This window comes from Rhodococcus sp. PML026 (assembly GCF_000963615.1).
Lineage (GTDB): Bacteria > Actinomycetota > Actinomycetes > Mycobacteriales > Mycobacteriaceae > Rhodococcoides > Rhodococcoides fascians.
The window spans coordinates 3,307-25,362 of sequence record NZ_KQ031376.1; the positions used below are offsets into that span (position 1 = coordinate 3,307).

Annotated in this window: 23 protein-coding genes; 12 read left to right on the top strand and 11 right to left on the bottom strand. The window is 63.9% G+C overall.

Translation table 11 applies throughout. The annotated features are described in order from the left end of the window. Both VF34_RS19700 and VF34_RS19705 read left to right on the top strand, forming a co-directional pair. Nucleotides 1–348: DUF1707 SHOCT-like domain-containing protein (locus tag VF34_RS19700; protein WP_045841976.1), on the top strand; the 348-nt coding region annotated here is incomplete at its 5' end. Further along, nucleotides 345–1,031, top strand: coding sequence for a haloacid dehalogenase type II (locus VF34_RS19705; RefSeq protein WP_032372714.1), 687 nt, complete (start codon nucleotides 345–347; stop codon nucleotides 1,029–1,031). The genes VF34_RS19700 and VF34_RS19705, both read left to right, overlap by 4 nt. 10 nt (nucleotides 1,032–1,041) lie before the next feature. Here the strand turns inward: VF34_RS19705 and VF34_RS19710 are convergent, their stop codons facing one another. The 3 genes from VF34_RS19710 to VF34_RS19720 form a co-directional block, all read right to left on the bottom strand. Further along, the gene (locus VF34_RS19710) at nucleotides 1,042–1,611 is read right to left on the bottom strand and encodes a P-loop NTPase family protein (RefSeq protein WP_032372715.1); all 570 of its coding nucleotides are present in this window, start codon (nucleotides 1,609–1,611) and stop codon (nucleotides 1,042–1,044) included. A 15-nt stretch (nucleotides 1,612–1,626) separates the two neighbouring features. Continuing rightward, complete coding sequence (locus VF34_RS19715) at nucleotides 1,627–2,454, bottom strand: ATP-grasp domain-containing protein (protein WP_032372716.1); 828 nt, start codon at nucleotides 2,452–2,454, stop codon at nucleotides 1,627–1,629. Between the two features lie 86 nt (nucleotides 2,455–2,540). Beyond that, the gene (locus tag VF34_RS19720) at nucleotides 2,541–3,182 is read right to left on the bottom strand and encodes a class I SAM-dependent DNA methyltransferase (protein ID WP_230593561.1); all 642 of its coding nucleotides are present in this window, start codon (nucleotides 3,180–3,182) and stop codon (nucleotides 2,541–2,543) included. Nucleotides 3,183–3,407: 225 nt separating this feature from the next. On the opposite strand from VF34_RS19720, the gene VF34_RS19725 reads away from it, so the two are divergent. Further along, the gene (locus tag VF34_RS19725; protein ID WP_032372718.1) at nucleotides 3,408–3,911 is read left to right on the top strand and encodes an alpha/beta fold hydrolase; all 504 of its coding nucleotides are present in this window, start codon (nucleotides 3,408–3,410) and stop codon (nucleotides 3,909–3,911) included. Here VF34_RS19725 and VF34_RS19730 read toward each other — a convergent pair whose 3' ends face one another. After that, nucleotides 3,912–4,445: a nucleotidyltransferase family protein gene (locus tag VF34_RS19730; protein ID WP_032372719.1), complete on the bottom strand. Its 534-nt coding sequence runs from the start codon at nucleotides 4,443–4,445 to the stop codon at nucleotides 3,912–3,914. Nucleotides 4,446–4,622: 177 nt separating this feature from the next. Here VF34_RS19730 and uraD (VF34_RS19735) point away from each other — a divergent pair, with 177 nt between their 5' ends. The 4 genes from uraD (VF34_RS19735) to pucL are packed head-to-tail and all read left to right on the top strand — an operon-like array spanning nucleotide 4,623 to nucleotide 8,286. Continuing rightward, nucleotides 4,623–6,527 (top strand): 2-oxo-4-hydroxy-4-carboxy-5-ureidoimidazoline decarboxylase, encoded by a 1,905-nt coding sequence (gene uraD / locus VF34_RS19735; RefSeq protein WP_032372720.1) that lies wholly within the window; start codon nucleotides 4,623–4,625, stop codon nucleotides 6,525–6,527. Nucleotides 6,528–6,537: 10 nt separating this feature from the next. Next, complete coding sequence (uraD, locus tag VF34_RS19740) at nucleotides 6,538–7,041, top strand: 2-oxo-4-hydroxy-4-carboxy-5-ureidoimidazoline decarboxylase (protein WP_027496461.1); 504 nt, start codon at nucleotides 6,538–6,540, stop codon at nucleotides 7,039–7,041. Next, nucleotides 7,038–7,364, top strand: a complete 327-nt coding sequence (gene uraH / locus VF34_RS19745; RefSeq protein ID WP_032372721.1) for a hydroxyisourate hydrolase — start codon at nucleotides 7,038–7,040, stop codon at nucleotides 7,362–7,364. Before uraD (VF34_RS19740) ends, uraH begins: the two co-directional genes overlap by 4 nt. 1 nt (nucleotide 7,365) lies before the next feature. Continuing rightward, nucleotides 7,366–8,286 (top strand): factor-independent urate hydroxylase, encoded by a 921-nt coding sequence (pucL, locus tag VF34_RS19750; protein ID WP_027496459.1) that lies wholly within the window; start codon nucleotides 7,366–7,368, stop codon nucleotides 8,284–8,286. 10 nt (nucleotides 8,287–8,296) lie between these two features. On the opposite strand, the gene VF34_RS19755 is transcribed toward pucL, so the two are convergent. After that, nucleotides 8,297–8,932, bottom strand: coding sequence for a DUF2461 domain-containing protein (locus VF34_RS19755; protein WP_032372722.1), 636 nt, complete (start codon nucleotides 8,930–8,932; stop codon nucleotides 8,297–8,299). Nucleotides 8,933–8,939: 7 nt separating this feature from the next. Next, the gene (locus VF34_RS19760; protein ID WP_032372723.1) at nucleotides 8,940–10,487 is read right to left on the bottom strand and encodes a PucR family transcriptional regulator; all 1,548 of its coding nucleotides are present in this window, start codon (nucleotides 10,485–10,487) and stop codon (nucleotides 8,940–8,942) included. A 201-nt stretch (nucleotides 10,488–10,688) separates the two neighbouring features. Here VF34_RS19760 and VF34_RS19765 point away from each other — a divergent pair, with 201 nt between their 5' ends. Both VF34_RS19765 and VF34_RS19770 read left to right on the top strand, forming a co-directional pair. Further along, a complete protein-coding gene (locus tag VF34_RS19765; RefSeq protein ID WP_032372724.1) occupies nucleotides 10,689–11,501 on the top strand; it encodes an FAD binding domain-containing protein in 813 nt (270 codons plus the stop codon). Next, nucleotides 11,498–14,212, top strand: coding sequence for a molybdopterin-dependent oxidoreductase (locus VF34_RS19770; RefSeq protein WP_032372725.1), 2,715 nt, complete (start codon nucleotides 11,498–11,500; stop codon nucleotides 14,210–14,212). The genes VF34_RS19765 and VF34_RS19770 overlap by 4 nt, the downstream gene beginning before the upstream one ends. Here VF34_RS19770 and VF34_RS19775 read toward each other — a convergent pair. From VF34_RS19775 to VF34_RS19785, 3 genes are all read right to left on the bottom strand, one after another. After that, entirely contained in the window at nucleotides 14,184–14,621 is a 438-nt protein-coding gene (locus VF34_RS19775) for an Lrp/AsnC family transcriptional regulator (protein ID WP_027496454.1), read from the bottom strand. The two genes, VF34_RS19770 and VF34_RS19775, sit on opposite strands and share 29 nt — an antisense overlap. Nucleotides 14,622–14,684: 63 nt before the next feature. Next, complete coding sequence (locus VF34_RS19780; protein ID WP_027496453.1) at nucleotides 14,685–15,395, bottom strand: CPBP family intramembrane glutamic endopeptidase; 711 nt, start codon at nucleotides 15,393–15,395, stop codon at nucleotides 14,685–14,687. Further along, on the bottom strand, nucleotides 15,395–16,579 hold the full coding sequence (locus VF34_RS19785; protein WP_027496452.1) for an NAD(P)H-binding protein: 1,185 nt from the start codon (nucleotides 16,577–16,579) through the stop codon (nucleotides 15,395–15,397). The genes VF34_RS19780 and VF34_RS19785 overlap by 1 nt, the downstream gene beginning before the upstream one ends. Nucleotides 16,580–16,633: 54 nt before the next feature. Between VF34_RS19785 and VF34_RS19790 the strand changes: the two genes are divergently transcribed. Then, the gene (locus VF34_RS19790; RefSeq protein WP_032372726.1) at nucleotides 16,634–17,239 is read left to right on the top strand and encodes a hypothetical protein; all 606 of its coding nucleotides are present in this window, start codon (nucleotides 16,634–16,636) and stop codon (nucleotides 17,237–17,239) included. A 3-nt stretch (nucleotides 17,240–17,242) separates the two neighbouring features. On the opposite strand, the gene VF34_RS19795 is transcribed toward VF34_RS19790, so the two are convergent. Then, nucleotides 17,243–18,361 carry an acyl-CoA dehydrogenase family protein gene (locus VF34_RS19795; RefSeq protein ID WP_027496450.1) on the bottom strand — a complete coding sequence of 373 codons (1,119 nt, stop codon included), beginning with the start codon at nucleotides 18,359–18,361 and terminating at the stop codon, nucleotides 17,243–17,245. 377 nt (nucleotides 18,362–18,738) lie between these two features. On the opposite strand from VF34_RS19795, the gene VF34_RS19800 reads away from it, so the two are divergent. Next, a complete protein-coding gene (locus VF34_RS19800) occupies nucleotides 18,739–19,968 on the top strand; it encodes an aminotransferase class I/II-fold pyridoxal phosphate-dependent enzyme (RefSeq protein WP_027496449.1) in 1,230 nt (409 codons plus the stop codon). After that, complete coding sequence (locus VF34_RS19805; RefSeq protein ID WP_032372727.1) at nucleotides 19,965–21,530, top strand: NAD-dependent epimerase/dehydratase family protein; 1,566 nt, start codon at nucleotides 19,965–19,967, stop codon at nucleotides 21,528–21,530. Before VF34_RS19800 ends, VF34_RS19805 begins: the two co-directional genes overlap by 4 nt. Here the strand turns inward: VF34_RS19805 and VF34_RS19810 are convergent. Next, nucleotides 21,514–22,041 (bottom strand): DnaJ family domain-containing protein, encoded by a 528-nt coding sequence (locus VF34_RS19810; protein ID WP_032372728.1) that lies wholly within the window; start codon nucleotides 22,039–22,041, stop codon nucleotides 21,514–21,516. The genes VF34_RS19805 and VF34_RS19810 overlap by 17 nt on opposite strands. Nucleotides 22,042–22,056: the final 15 nt, after the last annotated feature.

Below are 22,056 nucleotides of genomic sequence, written 5' to 3' on the forward strand. Positions count from 1 at the left end.
CACTTCAGCGAGGGCCGCCTGACGGTTCCCGAATTCGACGAGCGCAGTGCCACAATCGCTTCCGCGACGACGCGTGGACAGCTCGAATCGGTATTCGTCGACCTCCCCACCGCGTCCGGCACTGCGTCGCTCGCACGATCCGACACCGACGCACCGGTCGTGAAGGACCGCGGAATCGATTGGGCTGCAGTGGTGATGCCGATCGTCATCTTCGGATCACTTGCTCTGTTCTTTCTCACCGATTTCGACCAGAAGTGGCTTTTCTTCCTTCTCATTCCGTTGGCCGGAGCCATCCTGTCTGCGGTAGGACATCCGGCGGACAAGAAGAAAAAGAAGAAGAAGCGTTGAGAGCGCTGCTGTTCGACGTCTTCGGCACCGTCGTCGATTGGCGCACGAGCATTGCCCGCGAGGTCTCCGAAATCTGCGGTCCGGGAGTCGACAGCTATCGGTTTGCCGATCGGTGGCGGAGCCTCTATCAACCGGCCATGGAACAGGTGCGGTCCGGTGGGCGACCTTTCACTCGGTTGGACGTACTGCACCTGGAGTCCCTGCGAACGGTGCTCTCCGAGTTCGAGATCGACCTGGATGCGGACGCCACGACCGCACTCAATTTCGCGTGGCATCGACTGGAGCCGTGGCCCGATTCCGTTCCCGGGCTCACGCGGCTGCGCACCGAGTTCGTCGTAGCACCGCTCTCGAACGGCAACATCTCTCTGCTGCTGGACATGGCCAAGAATGCCGGCCTTCCCTGGGACGCCATCCTCGGCGCAGAACCGGTGCAGGCGTACAAGCCCATGCCCGACGCCTACCTGCGTACCGCGGACATCCTCGGGCTCCGTCCCGACGAGTGCATGATGGTTGCCGCCCACAACAGCGACCTCGCCGCCGCAGCCGACTGTGGCTTCGCCACCGCATTCGTCGCCCGCCCGCTGGAACACGGCCCGACGCAGACGTTCGACCTTGCTCCCGAAGCCGAGTGGACCTACAGCGCAGACTCGATCGAGTCCCTTGCCGACCGACTCAACTGCTGACAGACGCGGTTCAGAATCTCGCCGCCGGAACCAGTCGATCGGCCAGCCATCTGTTCACTTCTGCGTGCGATCGGAATCGCACGATCATCAGGTCCGGTCGGCGCACGTTCAGTCGCCGTACTCGCTCGGCCGTCAGACGATGCGTGTTCCAGGCCCACCGAACGACGTGCTCGCGATCGAAGAATATGCGATGCAGCGGTGGCTCGAAGTTGCCGTTCCACAGCACTGTTCGACCCAGCCGTCGACGCACCGTTCGAATCACGATCTGCCGCATCACCGTTCGACGAGGCAGATCGAGCCACAACATCAGATCCGCGCGATCGACGAGACGATCGCGCACCACGCTGTACTGCCACTCGGTGACCCAGGCCGGGCGGGCGATGAACTCCTTCACGTCCTGCTCGAACGTGGCACGGGGCGTCCAGTCAGGCCCGTGATAGAGGCTGTCGATCTCGATGTGTTCGATTCCCAGAATCGATCCGAGACGAGCCGACAACGTGGTCTTACCGGAACCGGATGTTCCTGCCACCACGATTCGCGAGGGGCGACGCGATACCGCGTCGTTCGGTCCGAGAATCACGACTGTTTTCGCCCGCTACGGTTGAGCACAGAGCGCTACGATCGCGTCCGCCATGTTGTTCACGAAGTGTCGACGCGCCGTTTCGGGCAGCCGGTCGAGTGAGAGGTACGGGTTCAGGTCTTCGAGCTCGACCAACAGCAGCGTTCCGTCGACGGTGCGGCATGCGTCCACTCGCGTGATTCCGTGGTCGATGTCGTTCCAGTCGACGAAACGTTGCGCGAACTCTTCGTCCTGAGCAGTACTCGAGTACGGCTCCAACTCCCAACGTCGGCCGGGGTCCGGGGCGTACAGGGCGTATTGCACTGTGCGGCCGATGAAGTAGAACGACACTTCGTAGACAAAATCGATCCGCGGCTGAATCAATGTGCCCGGCTCGACTTCCGACAGTTCGGCGCGTCCGATCTGACGCATGCCGATCGAGTCGGCACCCCATTTCGGTTTCACCACATAGGTATTCACCTCGGGTAAGCGCGAGACGCCCCGCGGATCGTCGACGGTAGGTATGACCGGAAAACCATCTGCGAAAAGATCGACCAGGTACTGCTTGCCTCTCTGGTCGCCTTTGCCGGTCAACTGGGTGAAAATCTTCGTGCCGTTCTCGCGCGCACGGCGAGCAAGCGCGTCGAAAGCTTCCTGGTATCCCAGCACAGGTCCGGAGTTCCGGACGACGACAGCATCGAAGCCATCCATCAGTGCCAGCGCATCGAGCGGGTGACACAGCGCGATGTCGACCCACTCACGGAGCTGCGAAGACAAAAAGATGTCTTCGTCGCAGTAGCGTCGGCCCTTAGACAGATACGCCAAGTCGGTGACGAACAGAACGCGTGGACGGGGTGAGCACATCGGGCAGATCTTACCGATCGATGCGGTAGCCAGTAGGACATCAGCGGCAATGCCTGTCGCGTTCCCGCGCTATCGGTCTCGAGATGTCACGATGTTCGTTTGCGCGCCATCAGAAATGCCTGCGGCGTCGATTCGTATCCCACCGGAGCCCGGTGCACACGGATGTCCAGCTCGAACCCCGCATCGGCGAGCATGTTCGCCACGGCATCGGGGTCCAGTCGATACGCGTCGTACGAGACCGAGTGTCCGTACACCTGTTCCAGTCGCACCCGCTCGTCCCCGGATTGAAATGCCAACAGCAGCAGTCCATCCGGCCGCAGCACCCGGTGCAGTTCGGCGAACACCTGCGGCAGCTGGGCCGGCGGGGTGTGGATGATCGAATACCAGGCGACAATTCCCGAGACGGTGCAGTCGCCCATGTCGAGCGACTGCATCGCGCCGACGACGAAACGCACGTCCGGAAATTCACGACGCGCAACGTCGATCATGCTGGGCGACAGATCGATTCCGGTCATGGCCAGACCCAGGCGTCGTAGATGGCCCGCGATGCGCCCCGATCCGCATCCCACGTCGACTACGACCCCAGCGTCGACACTCTCGGCGAATGTGGCCAGCAGCGCCTTTTCCAGATGCTTGCCGTCCAGCTCGTCGCGAACCAGGTCCGCGTAGCTTTCTGCGACGGTGTCGTATGCCGCCCTCGTCATCGAAACGTGCTGCTGTTCGGCCACAACCGTCACGGTACAGACTCGCCCGGTTCGGCCAGGTACGAGCGCGTCAGCATCTCGAAGAAGTGGCCGGTGGGGTCGCGAAAGTACACCCGCGACCACCGTCTCCAGGAATGCCGGTCTACCCTCGTGCGCGTTTTGCGCCCCTCCAGGTACGTAAAACGCGCACGAGGGAACCCGTTCGATGGTCTCCTTCTACGACAGCGTTGTCGAGGAGAGGATCTCAGCATGGTCGGCCGACTTCTGTTCGTTCACGGTGCCGGCGGCTACGTCGACGACACCGAGCTGGTGCAGGGGTTGGCTGAGGCGCTGCGCCTGGACCTGGTCATGCCGGAACTGTCCGACAGCGATATGGGTTACGAGGCCTGGGCTGTGCCGGTTCGGAAGCTGCTCGACCACGCAGGACCTGCGGACCGCGTTGTCGCGCATTCTTTCGGAGCCACGATCGTGGTTCGGGTCCTGGCCGAAACGATGCGCGCCCATCCGGAGCGAGCCACGCTGCTGGCCATGCCGGACTGGAGTCCGCAGGGCTGGGACGTGGCGCAGTACGCGCTCACCGGCGAGCCGCGGACCGACCTGACGTTGCTGCACTGCCGAGACGACGAGGTCGTCCCCGTGTCGCATCTGGCAATGAACTCGAAGGCTCTGCCGTCGGCGACAGTGATCGAGTTGCCGACCGGTGGTCACCAGTTCGACGGCGTGACCGAGACGATCGTTGCCGACATTCGGTAGCTACCGGTAGTCGTGGTCGATTCCCGTTGCCCATTGCGAACATTCGACGGCGATCACGTCGTCCCTTCCCCGCAGGAAGTCCCGCGCCCCGGAGTCTCCCGACGCCGATGCCGCAGCTGCCTCGAGGTGTCGACGCGCCAGAACGACCGGATGACCTGGGCGGCCGTCGAACACTGCCCTCGCCAGACCCGTCCGCGGTGCGGCGTCGAGAACGGCGTGGACGACCTCCGGTCCGACGTCGGGTGTGTCGACCACGTGAACCACCACGTACTCCGCGTCCGATGCGGCCGCCAAGCCGGCGGTGAACGATGCGCTCATTCCCTGTTCCCAGTGGGGAGCGTGTACAGCGGTCGCGCCATCGGGCACAGTCACGTCGACTGCGCCCAGCACAACGATCACCTGGTCACAACCACCATCGGTCAGTGCCTGCACAGCCGTGCGAAGCCACAATCCGTCGTGCGCGAGCACTTTGGGCGATCCGTATCGCGTTCCGGCACCTGCGGCCAGGACCACTCCCACGACAGCGTCGGACATCGTCGCTCCTTCAGTCGTACTGCCGAGTCTTGGATGATCGCACAACACGCGCCTCGAGCGCGGCGGAAACTTTGTGCTCGCTCGACTGGCGGCGGCGGTCGCAATGACCGATTCTTGGTGCACTTCTCCTGCAGCGTCGCAGGAATCCACCCTGTTGCGTCCGCGAGGTGCCCACCGATGTCCGTCAAGCCCATCACACGTAAGCGCGTCCATCCCGTCGACGAAGTGCTCCCTGTTCCGAAATTGGCGGCGTACGGGTTTCAGCACGTGGTCGCGTTCTACGCCGGTGCCGTTCTCGTACCGATCATCATCGGCAGTGCAATCGGGCTGACCAACGAACAGCTGATCCATCTCATCAACGCGGACCTGTTCACCTGCGGTATCGCGTCGATCATTCAGTCGGTCGGGTTCTGGAAGATCGGTGTCCGGCTCCCACTTCTGCAGGGCGTCACGTTTGCCGGTGTGTCGCCGGTGATCGCGATCGCAATGGCCAACGGCGGCGGCACCGAGGGGTTGCTGTACGTCTACGGTGCCGTCATCGTCGCCGGTCTGGTCACGTTCTTCATGGCACCGTACTTCAGTAGGCTGCTGCGCTTCTTCCCACCGGTGGTGACCGGAACTGTCATCACGATCATCGGCGTCGCGTTGCTGCCGGTAGCGGTCAACGATGCGGTGACCAATCCTGCGACACACGAACAGGATCCGACCAACGGTCGATGGATGGCGTACGCGATCGGCACGCTGCTGATCATCGTGCTGATCCAACGGTTCTTCAAGGGCTTCATGGCCACCATCGCCGTCTTGCTCGGTCTGGTCATCGGCAGTGCCGTCGCATTCATGTTGGGGGACATGAACTTCGACGGCACCGCGGAAGCATCGTGGGTCGGATTCACCCAGCCCTTCCTGTTCGGTGTGCCCAAATTCAGTGTCGTCGCCATCATTTCGATGATCGTCGTCATGCTCATCATCGCGGTCGAAACCACCGGCAGTGTCTATGCGACGGGTGAGATCGTCGGCAAGCGCATCAAGAAGGACGACATCGCTGCCACGCTGCGGGCCGATGGAGTCGCCACCGTCATCGGCGGCACGTTCAACTCGTTCCCGTACACGGCTTTCTCGGAGAACGTCGGCCTGGTCCGACTGACCGGTGTGCGTAGTCGGTGGGTGGTCGCCAGCGCGGGCGGCATCATGATTCTGCTCGGTCTGCTGCCGAAGACGGCGGCCGTCGTCGCCTCCATCCCGCCACCGGTACTGGGCGGTGCCGCACTGGCCCTGTTCGCGACGGTCGCCGTCGTCGGAATCCAGACTCTGTCGAAGGTGGACTTCACCGACCATCGCAACTTGATCATCGTCGCCACCAGTCTCGGACTGGCGATGCTCGTCACCATCCAACCCACCGTTTCGCAGGGCGTACCGGATTGGCTCGAGATGCTGTTCGGCAGCGGAATCGTCCTGGGCGCCGTCTCTGCCATCGTCCTCAACGTGCTGTTCTTCCACATCGGAAATCGTGGTCAGGCCGTGGCCGGCGGTCCGGGTGCAGGTATCACCCTCGACCGGGTCAACGAGATGTCCGCCGAGGAGTTCGCCGCCACGTTCGGCGGTCTGGTGCAGGGCACCCCGTGGGTCGTCGAGCGTGCGTATCAGCAGCGCCCGTTCGCCGACGCCCACGGTCTGCGTGAGGCATTCCAGGAAGCCTTGTTGGCCGGAACCACCGAGGAACAGATCGAGCTGATCAACAGCTACCCCGACCTCGGCAGCGAGGATGCGACGGGCACCCTCAACGCTGCCGATCACGTCGGATTGTCCAACCTCGAGGAGGACGAACACGAGAACATCGTTCAGCTCGCCGCCGAGTATCGGCGACACTTCGGATTCCCGTTGGTGATCTGCGCCCGAGAGACCGAACGCTACGATCGGGTTCTGGCCAACGGATGGTCGCGGGTGGAGAATGCGCCGTCGGCGGAGCGATCTTTCGCGATGATCGAAATCGCCAAGATCGCGAACTATCGGTTCGACGATCTGGTTGCGGACGCCAACCCCATCGCGGCCGCGCGGTTCGGCCGGATCAACGACTTCAGATAGCGAGCGGGATGTGCTTCACGAATGGATAGGGCTCGACGGGTTCAACAAGCTCTCCGATCGACAGGCGATGCATGCACTGTTCGAGTGCTGCGCGTCCTCGATCTGGGCCCGTCGAGTCGCCCAGGGTAGACCGTTCGCCAGCCGAGACTCTTTGTTGGACAGAGCAGATCGGGTACTTGCCGAGCTGCCGGAGGCCGAGATAGATCATGCACTCGACGGCCATCCCCGGATCGGAGGCACTGCGGACAACCCGTCGTCCAAGCGTGAGCAGGCCGCAGTGACCACTGCCGGCACCGAAGTACGCGAGAAGTTGGCGGCGGGAAACCGCGCGTACGAAGACAAGTTCGGGCACGTGTATCTGGTGTGCGCGACCGGCAGGTCGGCCGAGGAGTTGCTCGCTATCCTCGAGGAGAGGCTCGACAACGATGCCGAAACCGAAAGACGGGTGCTCCGCGTGGAACTGGCCAAGATCAACCGAATTCGCCTCGGCCGCGTGCTGGGACCGACGCAGTGACCGGGCTGTCCACGCACGTGCTCGACGCCACGGCCGGCACACCGGCGGTCGGCATGCGCGTGCGGCTGTTCCATTCCGAACAGGGCGAGATATCGACAGCCACCACCGACGGAGACGGCCGCATCGGTGAGGTGATTCCCGGACCTGTCGAACCGGGCGTGTACCGGCTCTCGTTCGACACGGAATCGTATTTCGAGGCGACCTCGACCCCGAGCTTCTACCCCGAGGTGTCCGTCTCCTTCACCGTCATCGACCCCGACGCCCACTATCACGTGCCGTTGTTGTTGTCCCCCTTCGCATATTCGACCTACCGCGGGAGCTGACATGACCGACCTGACCGGAAAGATCGTTCTGGGAGCGAATCAGTACGGCAAAGCCGAGAACCGGGTGGTGCGGATCTATCGAGATTCTCCGCGGCACGAGATCCACGACATCAACGTATCGAGTGCGCTGCGTGGCGATTTCTCTGCCGCACACCTGGCCGGCGATCAGTCCGCCGTTCTGCCCACCGACACCCAGAAGCAGACCGCGTACGCGTATGCCAAGACCAAGGGTCTGCTCCACCTGGAGAGCTACGGGCTCGACCTCGCGCGTCACTATGTCGACGACGTCGAGCCCGTCGACGGTGCCCGTATCGAACTCGAGGAGTACGCCTGGGCGCGTGCGGTCGTCGACGGCGTCGAGCACGACCACACGTGGACCCGCAAGGGCGAGGAAATTCGCACCTCGGCCGTCACGGTCGAGGGTAAGGGCGAGGCGCAGCGAACCTGGGTCGTCAGCGGTTTCAAGGAGATGGTGATTCTCAAGTCGACGGGTTCGGAGTTCCACGGCTTCCTCGAGGACGATCTGACGATTCTCGAGCCCACGACCGACCGAGTGATGGCGACGTCGCTGACAGCGCAGTGGCGCTACACCACAACCGATGTCGAGTGGGACGCGGTGTACGCGGGCGTCAAGGCCGCGATGATCGAGCGATTCGCCAACCTGCAGTCGCTGGCTCTTCAGCAGACCCTGTACGCCATGGGCGAGGCGGTACTGGAGAAGTATCCGTTCATTGCCGAGATCTCGATGTCGGCCCCCAACAAGCACCACTTCGTCTACGACTTGGGCAAGTTCGGTATCGAGAACAACCTGGAGGTGTTCAACGCCGACGATCGGCCCTACGGTCTGATTCAGGCAACGGTCGAACGAGAGGACGCTCCGGACGCCGGAAGTGCTTGGCGCACATACTCCGTCGTCGGGTAACACATTGCGCTCACGTGTGCAGTGCCGCAGACCATTCCACCAGCGGGCTCAGAGCACGCCAGGCGTCGCGTACTTTCGTTGCTGCCTTGGGGCTTTCGAGCCACGCGGGTGAGCCGAAATGTTTGCCGGCAGTCAACGTCTTGTGCCGCAGCAGATCGATGCGCGGATGGTCGACCTCGTAACCCCGCGGCTTGGTCTTGAGCGTGTCGCCGCCGATCTCGAACCCGGATTTCGTCAGAGTCGCCAGCAGCGCCTCGAGTTCGGCTCCGCGTACGTCGTCGTCGACGGTCTTGCGGAAACGCGCGATCGAGTCCGGGGAGCTGTTGTAGAAGCCGCCTGCGACGAACAATCCGGCGGGATCGATCTGGACGTAGTAGCCGAGGCTGTCGCCCCGTGCGACGAACCCGCCCTGGTGACTCTTGTACGGGGTCTTGTCTTTCGAGAATCGAACGTCCCGGTACGGCCGAAACAGTTTGGCGCTACCGAATTCGGGTTCCAGGTACGCCAGCAACGCGGTCATCGGTGCCTTGACGGCACTGTCGTAGACGTCCTTGTGTTCGTTCCACCAGAGTTTGCTGTTGTCGGCTTCGAGGTCTTCGTAGAAGTCCAGGGCAGTGAAGGGGATTCCGGTGAAGCCTGCAGTCATTTCCCCATTATGCAGCGCCGTGGGCCGACGCCCGAGGCATGGATTGCAGGGCGAGGTAGACATCCAGTCTGTCCGCAGTGGAGCCGAGATCTCGCCCCAGCAGTTCCTCCACGCGTTTGATGCGATATCGGACGGTGTTGAGATGAACGTGCATCGACTCTGCGGTTCGATGCCAGGACCCTCCGTTGGCCAGAAACTCCCGCAGCGTGTCGGTCAGGTCGGCGTCGGTGCGTCGGTCGTGCTCGAGCAGCGGCGCGAGGACATGCTCGACGAACGATTTTCGTACGTCGTCGGGAAGCGCCGACATCATCGATACTGCCGAGGTCGGCTTGGTGCCTGCGGTGACCGTCACCGCCGCGGATCCCTGCCTGCTGAGTTCGAGAGCGTGACGAGCCGACCTCAGTGCGCCGTCGATGGTCAGCCCGGTGGCCACGGCGCTCACGCCCACATGTATTCGGCTGGGTCCGATCCCGGAGCGCAACCGGGACAGCCGAATGCGGATGGTCTGTGCGAACAGTGTGTCGTCGGTATTGACGACAGCGACGATGTCGCCGTGTGCGCTGCATCCGACACACCCACCGCCGAAGGAGGTCAGGGTGTCACCGACGACGGATCGGAGCATCTCTCGCAGGTCGACGCGACCGCTGTGGGCAACTCTGACAACGACGAGCGGCCTGTCGGGGTCGACTCCTGCCTGGCGCAGCCTCGTCAGTGCCTCGAATCCGGTGCTGTCGTGTTCGATCAACGCCACCGCCTGATCTGCGATCTCACGCCGCACCAGCCGTCCTTCTTCACGCCGGGCACGATCGAGCGCGGCGATGGCTGCGAGTTGCCCGAACGCCTCGGAGACGTCGGGAGAGAACGAATTCATGGCTCCGGCCACAGCCAGGAACCATCGCGTGGTGCGCTGTACGAGCGATGGCCCGACGCCGAAGACACTGTAGGTCGATCCATCAGCCAGAACGGTTGTCGTAGGAAGCGTTTCGGACGAGAGTGCCGCGTGCGTCAAGGTGTCGACATCGGCGTCGGACAAAGCAGATGCCTCGGTGACCAACCGACGCCCGGTGGCGGTGTAGATCAGGCACGCCATTCCCGTTTCTCTGGAGATGTGCAGTGCCAGTTCGTCGAGGGCTCTGCCGTCGGCGACCGCAGTGAGCAACTGGCGTTGGCGCACGAGCGAATTGTTCAGCGAGGCAATGCGATCACCGGTGACCCTGCCGACGAGAAACTCGGTGACCTCACCGAACGACACGGTGTCGGGAACAGCGAGGAGCGGCAGACCGTGTCGCTCGCATGCGTCGACGAGATCGAGCGGAATGTGTCCGAGCAACCCCTCCCCCGCGGCCAATGCCGTCGCACCGGATTCGGCCACCGATCGAACGAACACTTCGCTGTCGTCGGGCGTGCGCCGCCATACGAGTCCGGTGATGACCAACTCGCCGCCCGCGATGTATCGGGACGGGTCGGGTAGGTCGGTGGTGAACGTCCACCGCAGGGTACGTCCGAGGGCGTCGCGATCGGAGGTGAGCAATCGGGATGCCCATGTGCGAGGCATCGAGTAGGTCTCCGACGTACATCGCTGAACCTCCCGCCTCGTGTGTTCGGCCGTGCCGGAGGCAAAGATAAGCGCGGGTTGTTTCCGCCGAGTTTCGGGCGTATCGCGTGAGCACCGAGATCGGTAACAGAAAGTCACTACAGTTCGAGAAGGCGCACCGGGCGGTGAATCCGGGCCGGCGAGAATGAGGTGAACGAAGCCATGGATCTCGGCACTGTCGATCGTGTTCTGCTTCCCCGCTCGCGTGCGGATCTGCCGCCGGGCAGCGCGGACGCCGCGGTAGTTGCGGGCGGCACGTGGCTGTTCTCGGAGAAACAGGACCACCTGACCACCCTGATCGACATCACGGCCCTGGGATGGGAGCCGTTGATCGTCGACGAGAACGGACTCGGGATCGCAGCGACGTGCACGATCGAGACTCTGGCTCGTTTCGAGTCCGCCTTCCCCGCAACCACTCTGTTCCCTCGGTGTGCAGCCGCCCTGCTGGCCTCGTTCAAGATCTGGAAGACGGCCACAGTCGGCGGAAACGTAGCGCTCGCCCTGCCTGCCGGAGCCATGATTTCGTTGACTGCAGCCCTGGACGGCGTCGCAGAGGTGTGGTCGGCACACGGCCCCGAGCACGACTACCGTCTGCCGATCGACCAGCTGGTCGTCGGCCCCCAGACCACGGTGCTCCGGCCCGGGGATGTGCTGCGCAGCATCGACGTTCCGCGGCACGCCCTCCAGTCGAGAACGGCGATGCGCACGTTGTCGCTCTCGCCTCTCGGCCGATCGGCGGCGGTGGTGATCGGCCGCGTCGACCCCGACGGCACATTCGTGTTGACCGTCACCGCGTCGACCGTTCGTCCGTTCGTGCTTCGGTTTTCGGCTGTACCGACGGCGCACGAGCTCGACGACGCCCTTGCAGACACTATCGGTCCGCAGCACTGGTACGACGATCCCCATGGTGCGCCGGATTGGCGTCGACACATCAGTTGCGCTGCGGCGCAGTCCATTCGTGAGGAGCTGTCATGATCGTCGACATCAACGGCGTACCGACCGAGGTTGCCGCGCGACCGGGTCAATGTCTGCGCACTTTGCTCCGCGAACACGACCGTTTCGAGGTCAAGAAGGGCTGCGACGCCGGTGACTGCGGCGCATGCACGGTCCTCGTCGACGGAGAACCGGTGCACTCGTGCGTATTTCCCGCCTACCGCGCGGCCGACAGGTCCGTCACCACCGTGGCCGGGCTCGGCACCCCGGAGGATCTGCACCCGATGCAGCGCCGGTTCGTCGAGGCCGCCGGATTCCAATGCGGGTTCTGTACGGCCGGGATGGTCGTGACCGCGTCGACCCTGACCGCGGACGACAGGGACGAGCTGCCCTCGAGACTGAAGGGAAACCTGTGTCGCTGCACCGGGTATCGCGCCATCTCAGATGCCGTGTGCGGGGTGGTCAACACCGAGAAGGTGGCAGACGGTCCGGCATGCGGGCGTTCGCTCGAAGCCCCCGCGAGCACACGGGTAGTCACCGGAACCGAGCCGTACACGCTCGATCACTCCCCGCCCGGGCTGCTGCACGCCAGCGTTCTCGGAAGTCCGCATGCCCACGCGCGGATCGTCTCCATCGATACCACGGCCGCGGAACAGGTGCCGGGCGTGCAGCTGGTGCTCACCTCGAAAGACAGCCCGGCGGTGGCATTTTCCACAGCCAGACACGACAGCCGCGTCGACGACCCCGACGACACCCGGGTACTCGACACCGTCGTCCGGTTCATCGGCCAACGTGTGGCGATCGTGGTCGCGGAGTCGATCGCCGCCGCGCAGGAGGGCTGCCGCGCCCTCATCGTCGAGTACGAGGTGCTACCCGCCGTGTTCGACCCCGAGTCGGCACTCGCCCCGGACGCACCGAAGATCCACGGCGACAAGGATGCAGCGGCTCGGATCGCCGACCCGTCCCGAAACCTGGTGGCCGAACTGCACGGCAGCACCGGTGACGTCGACGCTGCAGTACGTGATGCAGCAGCGGTGGTCACCGGGCGATGGACGACTCAGCGAATTCAGCACGTGCACTTGGAAACTCATGGCACCATCGGTTGGCTGGACGCCGACGGCCGGCTTCATCTGCGCACCAGCACCCAGGTTCCCTACCTGGTGCGCGACGAAATATGCGAAATCTTCGGCCTCCCCCGGGATCGTGTCCGCGTGTTCACCGCACGGGTGGGTGGCGGCTTCGGCGGCAAACAGGAACTACTGACCGAGGACGTCGTCGCCCTGGCCGTTCTGCGGACCGGTCGGCCGGTGCAGTTCGAGTTCACCCGCACGGACGAGTTCACGGTCGCACCGTGCCGACACCCGTTTCGCGTCGACGTCACCGCCGCCGCGAGCGCCGACGGCGTGTTGACCGCACTGTCGATCGACGTGCTGACCGACGCCGGGGCGTACGGCAATCACAGTGCCGGAGTGATGTTTCACGGGTGCGGCGAATCGGTTGCGATCTACCGGTGCGCCAACAAGAAGGTCGACGCGAAGACCGTGTACACCAACAACATTCCATCGGGTGCCTTCCGCGGCTACGGACTGGGGCAGGTCATGTTCGCGATCGAATCGGCCATCGACGATCTGGCCCGAGAGCTCGATATCGACCCGTTCGAGTTCCGCCGCCGCAACGTCATCGTTCCCGGCGACGAGATCGTCGCCGCGCACCTCGAAGGCGACGACCTGCAATTCGGCAGCTACGGTCTCGATCAGTGCATCGACCTCGCCGAGAAGGCCATCAGGCAAGGCAACGGCGAGCCTGCGCCGTCCGGCTGGAAGATCGGTGAGGGAATGGCGGTGGCCATGATCGCGACCATTCCGCCCCGTGGCCACCGCGCCGAGGCCACCGCGTCGCTGCTGCCCGAAGGTGGCTACGAGATACGCGTCGGAACAGCGGAGTTCGGAAACGGGACCACCACCGTCCACACCCAGATCGCGGCCAGCGAGCTGTGTACGTCGGTCGACCGTATCCGCGTCGTGCAGTCCGATACAGAGTCGGTCACGTACGACACCGGTGCGTTCGGCTCGGCGGGAACTGTGGTGGCAGGCAAGGCGCTCTACGCGGCGGTGCGTGGGTTGTCGGCCCGCATCGTCGAGGTCGCTGCCACCGCGACCGGGCACCGCCCTTCGGACTGCACGTTGGGGCCCGAGGGGGTGCGATGCGGAGATCGCTTCGTCCCGTTGGACGACGTACTGGCATCGGCGGGCGGCACGTTGACGGCGAACGGCAACAGCGGCGGACTCCCGCGATCACTGGCGTTCAACGTGCAGGCATTTCGGGTGGCGGTCGACGAAGCGACCGGTACGGTCGCGATCCTCCAGTCGGTGCAGAGCGCCGACGCAGGCACCGTGATGAACCCGCAGCAGTGCCGGGGTCAGGTCGAAGGCGGTGTCGCGCAGGCCATCGGCAGCGCACTGTACGAGGAGATGCGCACCGACGGTGCGGGGCGAATCACCACCGACTCCATTCGTAGCTACCACGTTCCCCAGTTCGCCGACATTCCACGAACCCAGGTGCTGTTCGCGGACACCTACGACCGATTGGGCCCGTTCGGCGCGAAGTCGATGAGCGAGTCACCGTACAACCCCGTCGCCCCCGCACTGGCCAACGCGATCCGTGACGCGGTGGGAGTGCGCTTGCACCACTTGCCCATGTCCTCGGACCGCGTCTGGCGAGCGGTCAACGATCGTAGAACGTCTGCAGAATGATCGTGCTGCGCGTCTGCACGTGCGCCGTGGCGCGAATTTCCTGAAGTAGATGTTCGAGGGCGCGCGGCGACTCGACGCGCACCATCAGGACGTAGCTCTCTTCGCCGGCAACCGAGTGACACGACTCGATGGCGGTCAGATGCTTCAATCGCGCGGGGGCGTCGTCCGGGCGAGCTGGATCGATCGGAGTGATCGCGACGAACGCCGACAACGGACGCCCCAGAGCTTCGGGATCGACCTGCGCCGTGTAACCGCGAATGACTCGTCGCGACTCCAGGCGTCGAACTCGCGACTGAACAGCCGACACGGACAGAGACGCCTTCTCTGCCAACGTCGCCAACGTCGCGCGGCCGTCAGAGATCAATTCGTCGACGATCAGGCGGTCGACGCGATCGAGGTTTTCACTCACGTGCGCAATCTAGCTCAGATCCCCGCCGATGCCCCTCTGCCCGCACGAGACATGACCCTCTGCTCACACGAACAGCGGGGGCAGGGCCAGAACCATGACCGCCGACCAGCTGACATGCGTCAGGATCGGTGCCAGAATTCCGCCCGACGCGCGACGTTGCAGCCCCATCACGTAACCGAGCAGCACGGCGGCGAAGCCGAGCATCGGGTTGCCGGACGCGAGGGTGGCGATGGTGTAGACGACCGTCGAGATGATCACCGGATGTTTGACTCCGATGGCGGAGTACAAGGCTCCTCGGAAGAAGATCTCCTCGGCGACACCGTTGAGCAACGCGATGAACACGATCAGTACCAGCGACCCCACTCGGGCGTGTGCGAGCACGTTCTCGGTGAAGTCGGCGAGCGGCGGAATCTGGCGGACGACGAGGCCGCCGAGCATGAACACGCCACCGACGGCGAGACCGATGAGGATGGGGGTCACGATCGGCCGCCGGATGGACCCGCCCACCTTGATCCGTCCGAGGTGCAGCGGCCCCGACAGACATCCTCCGACGATCCACACTGCGGCCAACACGAGCGTCAGTGCGTAGAACGACGGGTCACCCGGTTCCACCTTCAGCGAGAAATACAGCACCGTCGCCCCGATCACCAGTGTGATCAGCACGATGATGCGCCGTTTCCTGAACGCCGCGTCGGACTCTCGGTGGTCTCGCTCGACAGGATCGACCAGAGCGGACTTCATCACGTTCAGCGCGGTCGTCGACCACGTTGCCATCATGCCTCCTCGGTATCGGTCAGTCGGCGCACGACCGACTTCGCGCGTCGGTTCACACTCGCAGCCACATCGAGGTTGGTACGCACTGCTGCTGCCACCGGCTTCGATGCCAGCAGTCGACGGCCGCCCAGAGCCTCGACCAGACCCCAGGTGCGGTCCGAGGACGCGGCCACGCCGTGCCGCCGGACGCCGAGCGCATCTCCGCCGCTCCATGCTGCGTCGGTGTTCGCCAGTCGCAGCGGGTCCTTCAGTGCACAGACCCCGGGCGGCTCGCCCACGGTTCCTCGCACGCTACGGGCCATGGCGTCTGCGATGGTGGTCAGACCACGGGGCGGATCGGGGACGAGATCCCGAATCCGGCTCTCCGACGTGGTCATCGTGTTGTGCAGTGAACCGACCAGATCCTCGGCGAGCCCGGCGGGCACAGGAATGATCTTTCCGATCACCTTGCCGGCGAGTGACGTCGGAACGAGCGGTACCGGTATCCCGATGCGCTGCAGCCCGGCGGCTTCGACGTAGGCGAACACCAGGTCGCGGTACGGGACCACGTCCGGGCCGCCGATGTCGTAGGAACCTGCTGGGACGGTGTCGGTATCGGCCGACGCCACCAGGTAGTGCAGTACGTCGTCGACTGCTATCGGTTGAACGGGCTCGGCGAGCCAACTCGGCAACGGCAGCACCGGCAGGCGGTCCGCCAGATAGCGGAGCATCTCATACGACGTGGAGCCGGCACCCATGACGATCGCCGCTCGCAACCACACCAGATCGATACCGTCCACCGTCAGCGCCTCACCGACGTCGGCGCGACTGGCCAGGTGCTCCGACAGGTGGGCGTCGTCGGGGACGAAGCCGCCCAGGTACACGATTCGACGCACTCCCGCTCGCGCGGCGGCCGCGGCGAACTGCTCGGCGGACGTCCGGTCCTGGGCACGGTAGTCGGCTTCGCCGATCGCATGGACGAGGTAGTAGGCGACATCGATGTCGCCCGACTCTGCGAAGGCCGCGGCACAGGATTGTTCGTCCGTGACGTCGAGCGACACCGCGGTCACGGAATCGTAGAAGTCGAAAGTGCGCAGGTTCTTCGGAGTCCGAGACCCGACGACGACGTCCGTGTCGTCTGCCAACAGGGCCGCCACCAGCCGAGATCCGATGTACCCGCTGGCACCGGTCACGAGGACTCTCATGCGTCGAGGCTAACGGCAGTCGGGGCGTTGCGTCGGTATGGCATTGTCGCTCCTATGGCTCTCGTGTTGGCAGGTGTGGTCCTCCCCGACCCTCTCGGTACCGAAACGGTGCTTCGGCGAGGAGCCGCAGTGGCGCGGGCCGGTGTGAGCTGGATGTTCACCACGGCCGATTTCGCGTTTACCCTGCCCGGCAGAATCGAAGCACTGCTGAGCCGTATAGAGACATTGATGACACGAATCGACCATGTGATCGATTCGGCCGATGCCGTGGTTGCTCATGTACAACGGACGACCGGTGCCGCGGACACCGTGGTCGCGTCGGCATCGGCCGCCTCGCATACGGCGTTGGAGCTCATCGAACTGTTCGATCCCATCGCCAAGAAGTCCGAGCCGATGGCGCGACGCTTCGTCGACAACCTGTCCGACGCCGAGGTCGACGCAGCGATCGCCATGGTCGATCAGCTTCCCGGACTCCTCGACCACATGGAAGCTCTACTCCCCATCCTCGCGACCCTCGATACGGTCTCCCCCGAGATCCACGAGCTTCTCGGAGTGACGAAGGACGTCAGGCGCGCCGTCATCGGCATCCCCGGATTCAAGTTCTTCCGCAACCGGGGCGAGGACAAGTTGAACGACGAGATGGAAGACGAACAGCGGTAGTCGCTATTTGACGAACGCGAAATCTTCACCTGCGTGGAAACGGGCCAGGGTCTCCGAAATGGACCGCCGTGATGGCGGATGAAATGCGAACGCGTGCAATGCTGCTGCGACGTAAGCGATTTCGGGTGACTTGATGAAGCCGATCCCGCCCAGCGATTCGATGGCAGCCGAACTGCTGCGCACCAGTGCGTCACGAATCGCGATGCGGTTGAACAGCAACTTCACCGAGATGTCCTGTCCGCGTTCACCTTCGTCGAAGGCACGGGCCACGTTCTCGATTGCCGCCATGGACACCTCGAGTTCGGCCGCCGCTCGAACGTAGCCTTCGTAGTCACCCTTGTCCTGCTCGATCATCCGCTCGAGCAGAGAGGTCGCGGCGCCGATGTAGTTGGCGGAGATCAGCATCCCGAACCAGAGGTAGCCGGTCATCTCGTGCACGCCATCGGGATCGTCGTCCTTGTTGGGTAGGACGAGGCTTGCCGGTACTTCGACGTCTTCGAGCAACACTTCCTCGCTCTGCGCGCCGGCCAGAATGTCGGTGGTCCAGAACGGCTTCACACTCATACCCGGAAGGCCGGCCGGAATCAGCGCGACGGCGCGGTCACCGGAGTCGATCTCGACGCTGCAGGTCAGCAAGTCCATCGAACGTGCCAGACTGCACGGCTTCTTGCTTCCGTTGACGATGTAGTTGTCGCCCTTCTTCACGGCGGTCATCGTCGGAATGAACACACTCCCGCCGGTGACGCCCTCGGAGAACCCGGAAGCGACGATCGCCTTCTGGTCGACCAATCCCTTGATCAATGCTCGGTCGTCGTCGGTGGCACCACGAGCGAATTCGGTCAGGGACGCGAGTGAGAGATGGTGCATCGTGGTTCCCGCGCCCAGAGAGGGTGAGCGAGACCCGATGGCCCTTTGCGCCCGAACCGCGTCGATGGCCGGAGCACCGAGACCACCCAGTTCGCCCGGGACCACCAAGCCGGTACCGCCGAATTCCCGAAACTTGTCGATCGCGTCCGAATCGCGGGACTCCAGTCGGTCCAGTGGGGTTGTGTCCAGATACTGCAGCAAACCCGGCATGTACTTCTCGAGCGTTTCTCTTTCGCGCACCATTAATCCAGTCACTGTTCATCTCCTTGTGTCACTAATCGATTGTGTGTCACTGATTGATTGCGGCGTCGTCCAATTTGTACCATCAGTCGACCTGGACAAATCAGTCGAATATCGGCATGGACAGCGGTAAAGCAGGTGAATTCGCGCTGGATCCCGACAATACCCCGCCACCTGCGGCGATAAACTAAAGGTCTCGTAAAGTTTGCCCCTCGAAAGAAACCGAAGTTATTTTTCGGGGCGCATTTACCAACCGATTTCCGTCGCACGAGCATCCTTTGAAACGCTGAATATTCTTCCGCCGAATACCAATCGCCCGCGCCGCCCGCTCCGAATGAACTCATGAATTCGCGACAATCCACAATCGACTCTGTGAGGAGTTCTGGTACACGATGGTTGTCAACAGATTGATGAAACGACTCGGCGGAGACGAGCGCGTGGATTTGCTGCGCGCTGTACGAGACGCCGATGTGGTCCCGTACTTCCGCAAGATGGAATCAGCCGTTGCCCCGGTCGTTCGCGTCGAGGGCCGGGACAAGATCATGCTCGGATCCAACAATTACCTCGGCATTGCCGACCATCCCAAGGTTGTCGAGGGTGCCCAGCACGCGCTCGACACATTCGGCAGCGCAGTCACCGGAAGTCGTTTGCTCAACGGCACTCTGGACCTCCACCTCGAACTCGAGCACGAGATCGCCCAGTGGCACGGAACGGACGACGCACTCGTCTTCACCACGGGCTACCAGACGAACCTCGGAACGATCAGTGCGATCGTCGGCCCCGGTGACACGGTGATCGTCGATTCGGCGGCCCACGCATCGATTCGCGACGGTAGCACCCTCTCGGGCGCGTCGGTGGTCAAGTTCAAGCACAACGACATGGCCGATCTCGAAGCCAAACTCCAGCAACCCGTCGTCGACGACGGAGCCGTGCTGGTGATCGTCGACGGTCTGTACTCCATGGAGGGCGACCTGGCACCGCTCGACGTCGTCTCCGAGCTGTGTATCCGCTATCACGCAGCGCTCATGGTCGACGAAGCCCACAGCCTCGGTGTCTACGGGCCCGAACTCACCGGAGCGGCAGAGCTGTTCGGCATCACCAAGGACGTCGACGTGACGATGGCGTCACTGTCGAAGAGCCCCAGTTCCACCGGCGGGTTCGTGACCGGCTCGAGCGACCTGATAGACACCCTCCGGGTCAAGGCCCGCGCCTTCCTGTTCACGACCTCCGGTGTGCCTGCTGCGGTGGGTGCCGCATTGGCTTCCGTCCGCCTGATCCGAAGTGACGAGGGCAAGGATCGGGCTCGGCGCGTACTCGACAACGCCGAGATCCTGCGCGGCGGACTGCAATCGGCCGGCCTCGACGTCGCAGGCCGCTCGTCCACACCCCACGGCGATACGGCCGCCCCGATCGTCTCACTCCACATCGGCGACGACCTCGTGGCCATGAGTCTGTGGAAGAACCTCTACGACCGTGGCATCTTCACCAGCGCTGCCTTGCATCCCGCCGTGCCGAAATCCGGTGCCATACTTCGCCTGTGCGTGATGGCAACGCACACCGAAGAACACCTGTCGACCGCCACGGAACAGATCATCGAGGCCGTAGCGGAGCTGCCCTCATGAGTGAGCGCCACCGCGGCGTGCGTATCGCGGTCACAGGAGCCACCAGTGACTTCGCGGCCGCGATTCTCCCGAGGCTGTTCGAGGATCCCGAGGTGGACGCGGTCGTCGGGATAGCCCGTCGCCCAGCCCGAATCACGCACCCGAAGTTCACCGCGATCCGCTCGGACATTCGCTCTCCCGACCTCGAGGAGACGTTCGCCGAGTGCGACGTCGTGCTGCACTTGGCGTTCGTGGTCGAGGAGCTCAAAGACAAGACCGAGACCCACGACATCAACCTGCGCGGGTCACGCAACGTCATCGATTCCGCATACCGAGCGGGGGTGTCACGCGTGGTGATCGCCTCGAGCATCAATGTGTACGGTGCCGACATCGCTCCGGAGCCGCTCACCGAGAACAGTTATCCAGCAGGCGATCCCAATCGCTATTACTTCTACGACAAAGCCGAGGTGGAACATTACGCGGAGTGGTGGCTGCGTAGGCACCCCGGTGAGATGACCATCTCCATGTTGCGGTGCACGTACATCGTCGGACCCGACTTCGCCAACGACGGGATCGACCAGTTCACCGGGCCGATCGGCGCGTTCCCGGAAGCGGATCGGGCCTCGTACCAATTCTTGTTCCAGGACGACATGGCCGACGCCTTCCACCGCGCGGCCAAGACCGACCTCGTCGGTCCGTACAACCTGGGTCCGGTGGACTGGGTCGGCGTGCGCGAACTCGCTGCGATGCAGGGCCAGTTGATGTTCGACGTTCCACAGAAAGCGGCGACGCGTATCGCGAACATCGCCTTCGCCCTCGGCCTCACGCCGTTCTCCGGGCAGTGGGTCACGCCCGGAGAGCCCATCGTCGATTCGACCGCGCTCGGTGCCGCCACCGGTTGGTCACCCACCCTCACCTCCCACGAGGCTGCCGCCGTGATGATTCTGCTGCAGGGCAAGTCGCTGCTGAGGAGTCAGGACGCCCTCGAGCGAGACCTCGCCTGCGAGGCAGCGTTGCGGCCGGCTACCGACGCGGTCGCGCTCGCCCGCGCAGACGTCGCCGGCCTCGATATCGTGCACCGGCAGCTCGATATCGCCGGCGGTCGAGTGCACATCGAAGTACACCGATCGGCGACGGCCACCGACCAGTCGGTGGTGTTGGTTGCCGATTCCGGTCTGCATGCCCGCTACCTGACACCCCTGGCCGCCGAGATCGCACGAGCAGGCGTCGACGTGGTGGTACTCGACCTCCCCGGCCACGGCCTGAGCATCGGGCTGCGCGGTCGATCATCGGCCACCCAGACCGTGGACGCTGTCGACGCCGCACTGCGCTTCGCTCGCACGCACCTCGACACCGCCCCCACTGCGCTCCGCAGCGGAGTCCGGCACGCGACCGACACCCTGGTCGGCGGCGTGCGTCGGCGCGCGACCGGGTGGACGATACTCGAGGAACCGAAGTGCCCCGACGGACTGTTGCCTTCTCGAGTTCGCGTGGACGGCACAGCTGCGCTTCCGTTCGTGTCCACTGCGGCGGACGCTCTGGCCTACTGCGCCAGGACGATCGGACTCAGCGCCACCAGCTGAACCTGCTGCGAACGCGCGCGAACCACGATGCACCGTCGTGGTCCGCCGCCGAGGGCCGGCCCGACGTCACAGCCGACTCCGCGTCGTGCTCTCTCTCCAGGCGGTCGACCTCGGCTCGATTGGTACGCCACCGGGACACCCATGTCTCGACATCCACGGGGCCGAGCGGCACGATCGGCGGGGTAGGAAAGCGAATCCACTCGACGATACGAGCGTTGAGCTCGTCCAACACGTCTCGTACGGAATCCTCGCGCCGGAGACCGATCAACGTCGAGGGCAGCCGCTCGATCTCTTTGCGCAACGCCAACGCCGTGGGCAAGAGCGCATCGACGGGCAGATTCTCGCGCCTCAGATAGCCGCGAACCCACCACAGTTCGTCGTCGGGATCGCCCATCGGGATGGGTTTGCCGGTGCCGTCGAGTCCTTCGAATGCGCCGGCGTCCTGCGCCTCGCGGATCTGTTTGTCGACCCAGGACTCGAACGTGACTCCTGGCTTCTTGCGTTCGGTCACTCCATCAACTGTAGA

Bases quoted from the DNA above. Each gene is read 5' to 3' on its own strand.
- VF34_RS19715 (WP_032372716.1), bottom strand. From the start codon at position 2,454: ATGTGCTCACCCCGTCCACGCGTTCTGTTCGTCACCGACTTGGCGTAT.
- VF34_RS19725 (WP_032372718.1), top strand. From the start codon at position 3,408: ATGGTCGGCCGACTTCTGTTCGTTCACGGTGCCGGCGGCTACGTCGAC.
- VF34_RS19730 (WP_032372719.1), bottom strand. From the start codon at position 4,445: ATGTCCGACGCTGTCGTGGGAGTGGTCCTGGCCGCAGGTGCCGGAACG.
- uraD (WP_032372720.1), top strand. From the start codon at position 4,623: ATGTCCGTCAAGCCCATCACACGTAAGCGCGTCCATCCCGTCGACGAA.
- pucL (WP_027496459.1), top strand. From the start codon at position 7,366: ATGACCGACCTGACCGGAAAGATCGTTCTGGGAGCGAATCAGTACGGC.
- VF34_RS19755 (WP_032372722.1), bottom strand. From the start codon at position 8,932: ATGACTGCAGGCTTCACCGGAATCCCCTTCACTGCCCTGGACTTCTAC.
- VF34_RS19760 (WP_032372723.1), bottom strand. From the start codon at position 10,487: ATGCCTCGCACATGGGCATCCCGATTGCTCACCTCCGATCGCGACGCC.
- VF34_RS19765 (WP_032372724.1), top strand. From the start codon at position 10,689: ATGGATCTCGGCACTGTCGATCGTGTTCTGCTTCCCCGCTCGCGTGCG.
- VF34_RS19770 (WP_032372725.1), top strand. From the start codon at position 11,498: ATGATCGTCGACATCAACGGCGTACCGACCGAGGTTGCCGCGCGACCG.
- VF34_RS19780 (WP_027496453.1), bottom strand. From the start codon at position 15,395: ATGGCAACGTGGTCGACGACCGCGCTGAACGTGATGAAGTCCGCTCTG.
- VF34_RS19785 (WP_027496452.1), bottom strand. From the start codon at position 16,579: ATGAGAGTCCTCGTGACCGGTGCCAGCGGGTACATCGGATCTCGGCTG.
- VF34_RS19790 (WP_032372726.1), top strand. From the start codon at position 16,634: ATGGCTCTCGTGTTGGCAGGTGTGGTCCTCCCCGACCCTCTCGGTACC.
- VF34_RS19800 (WP_027496449.1), top strand. From the start codon at position 18,739: ATGGTTGTCAACAGATTGATGAAACGACTCGGCGGAGACGAGCGCGTG.
- VF34_RS19805 (WP_032372727.1), top strand. From the start codon at position 19,965: ATGAGTGAGCGCCACCGCGGCGTGCGTATCGCGGTCACAGGAGCCACC.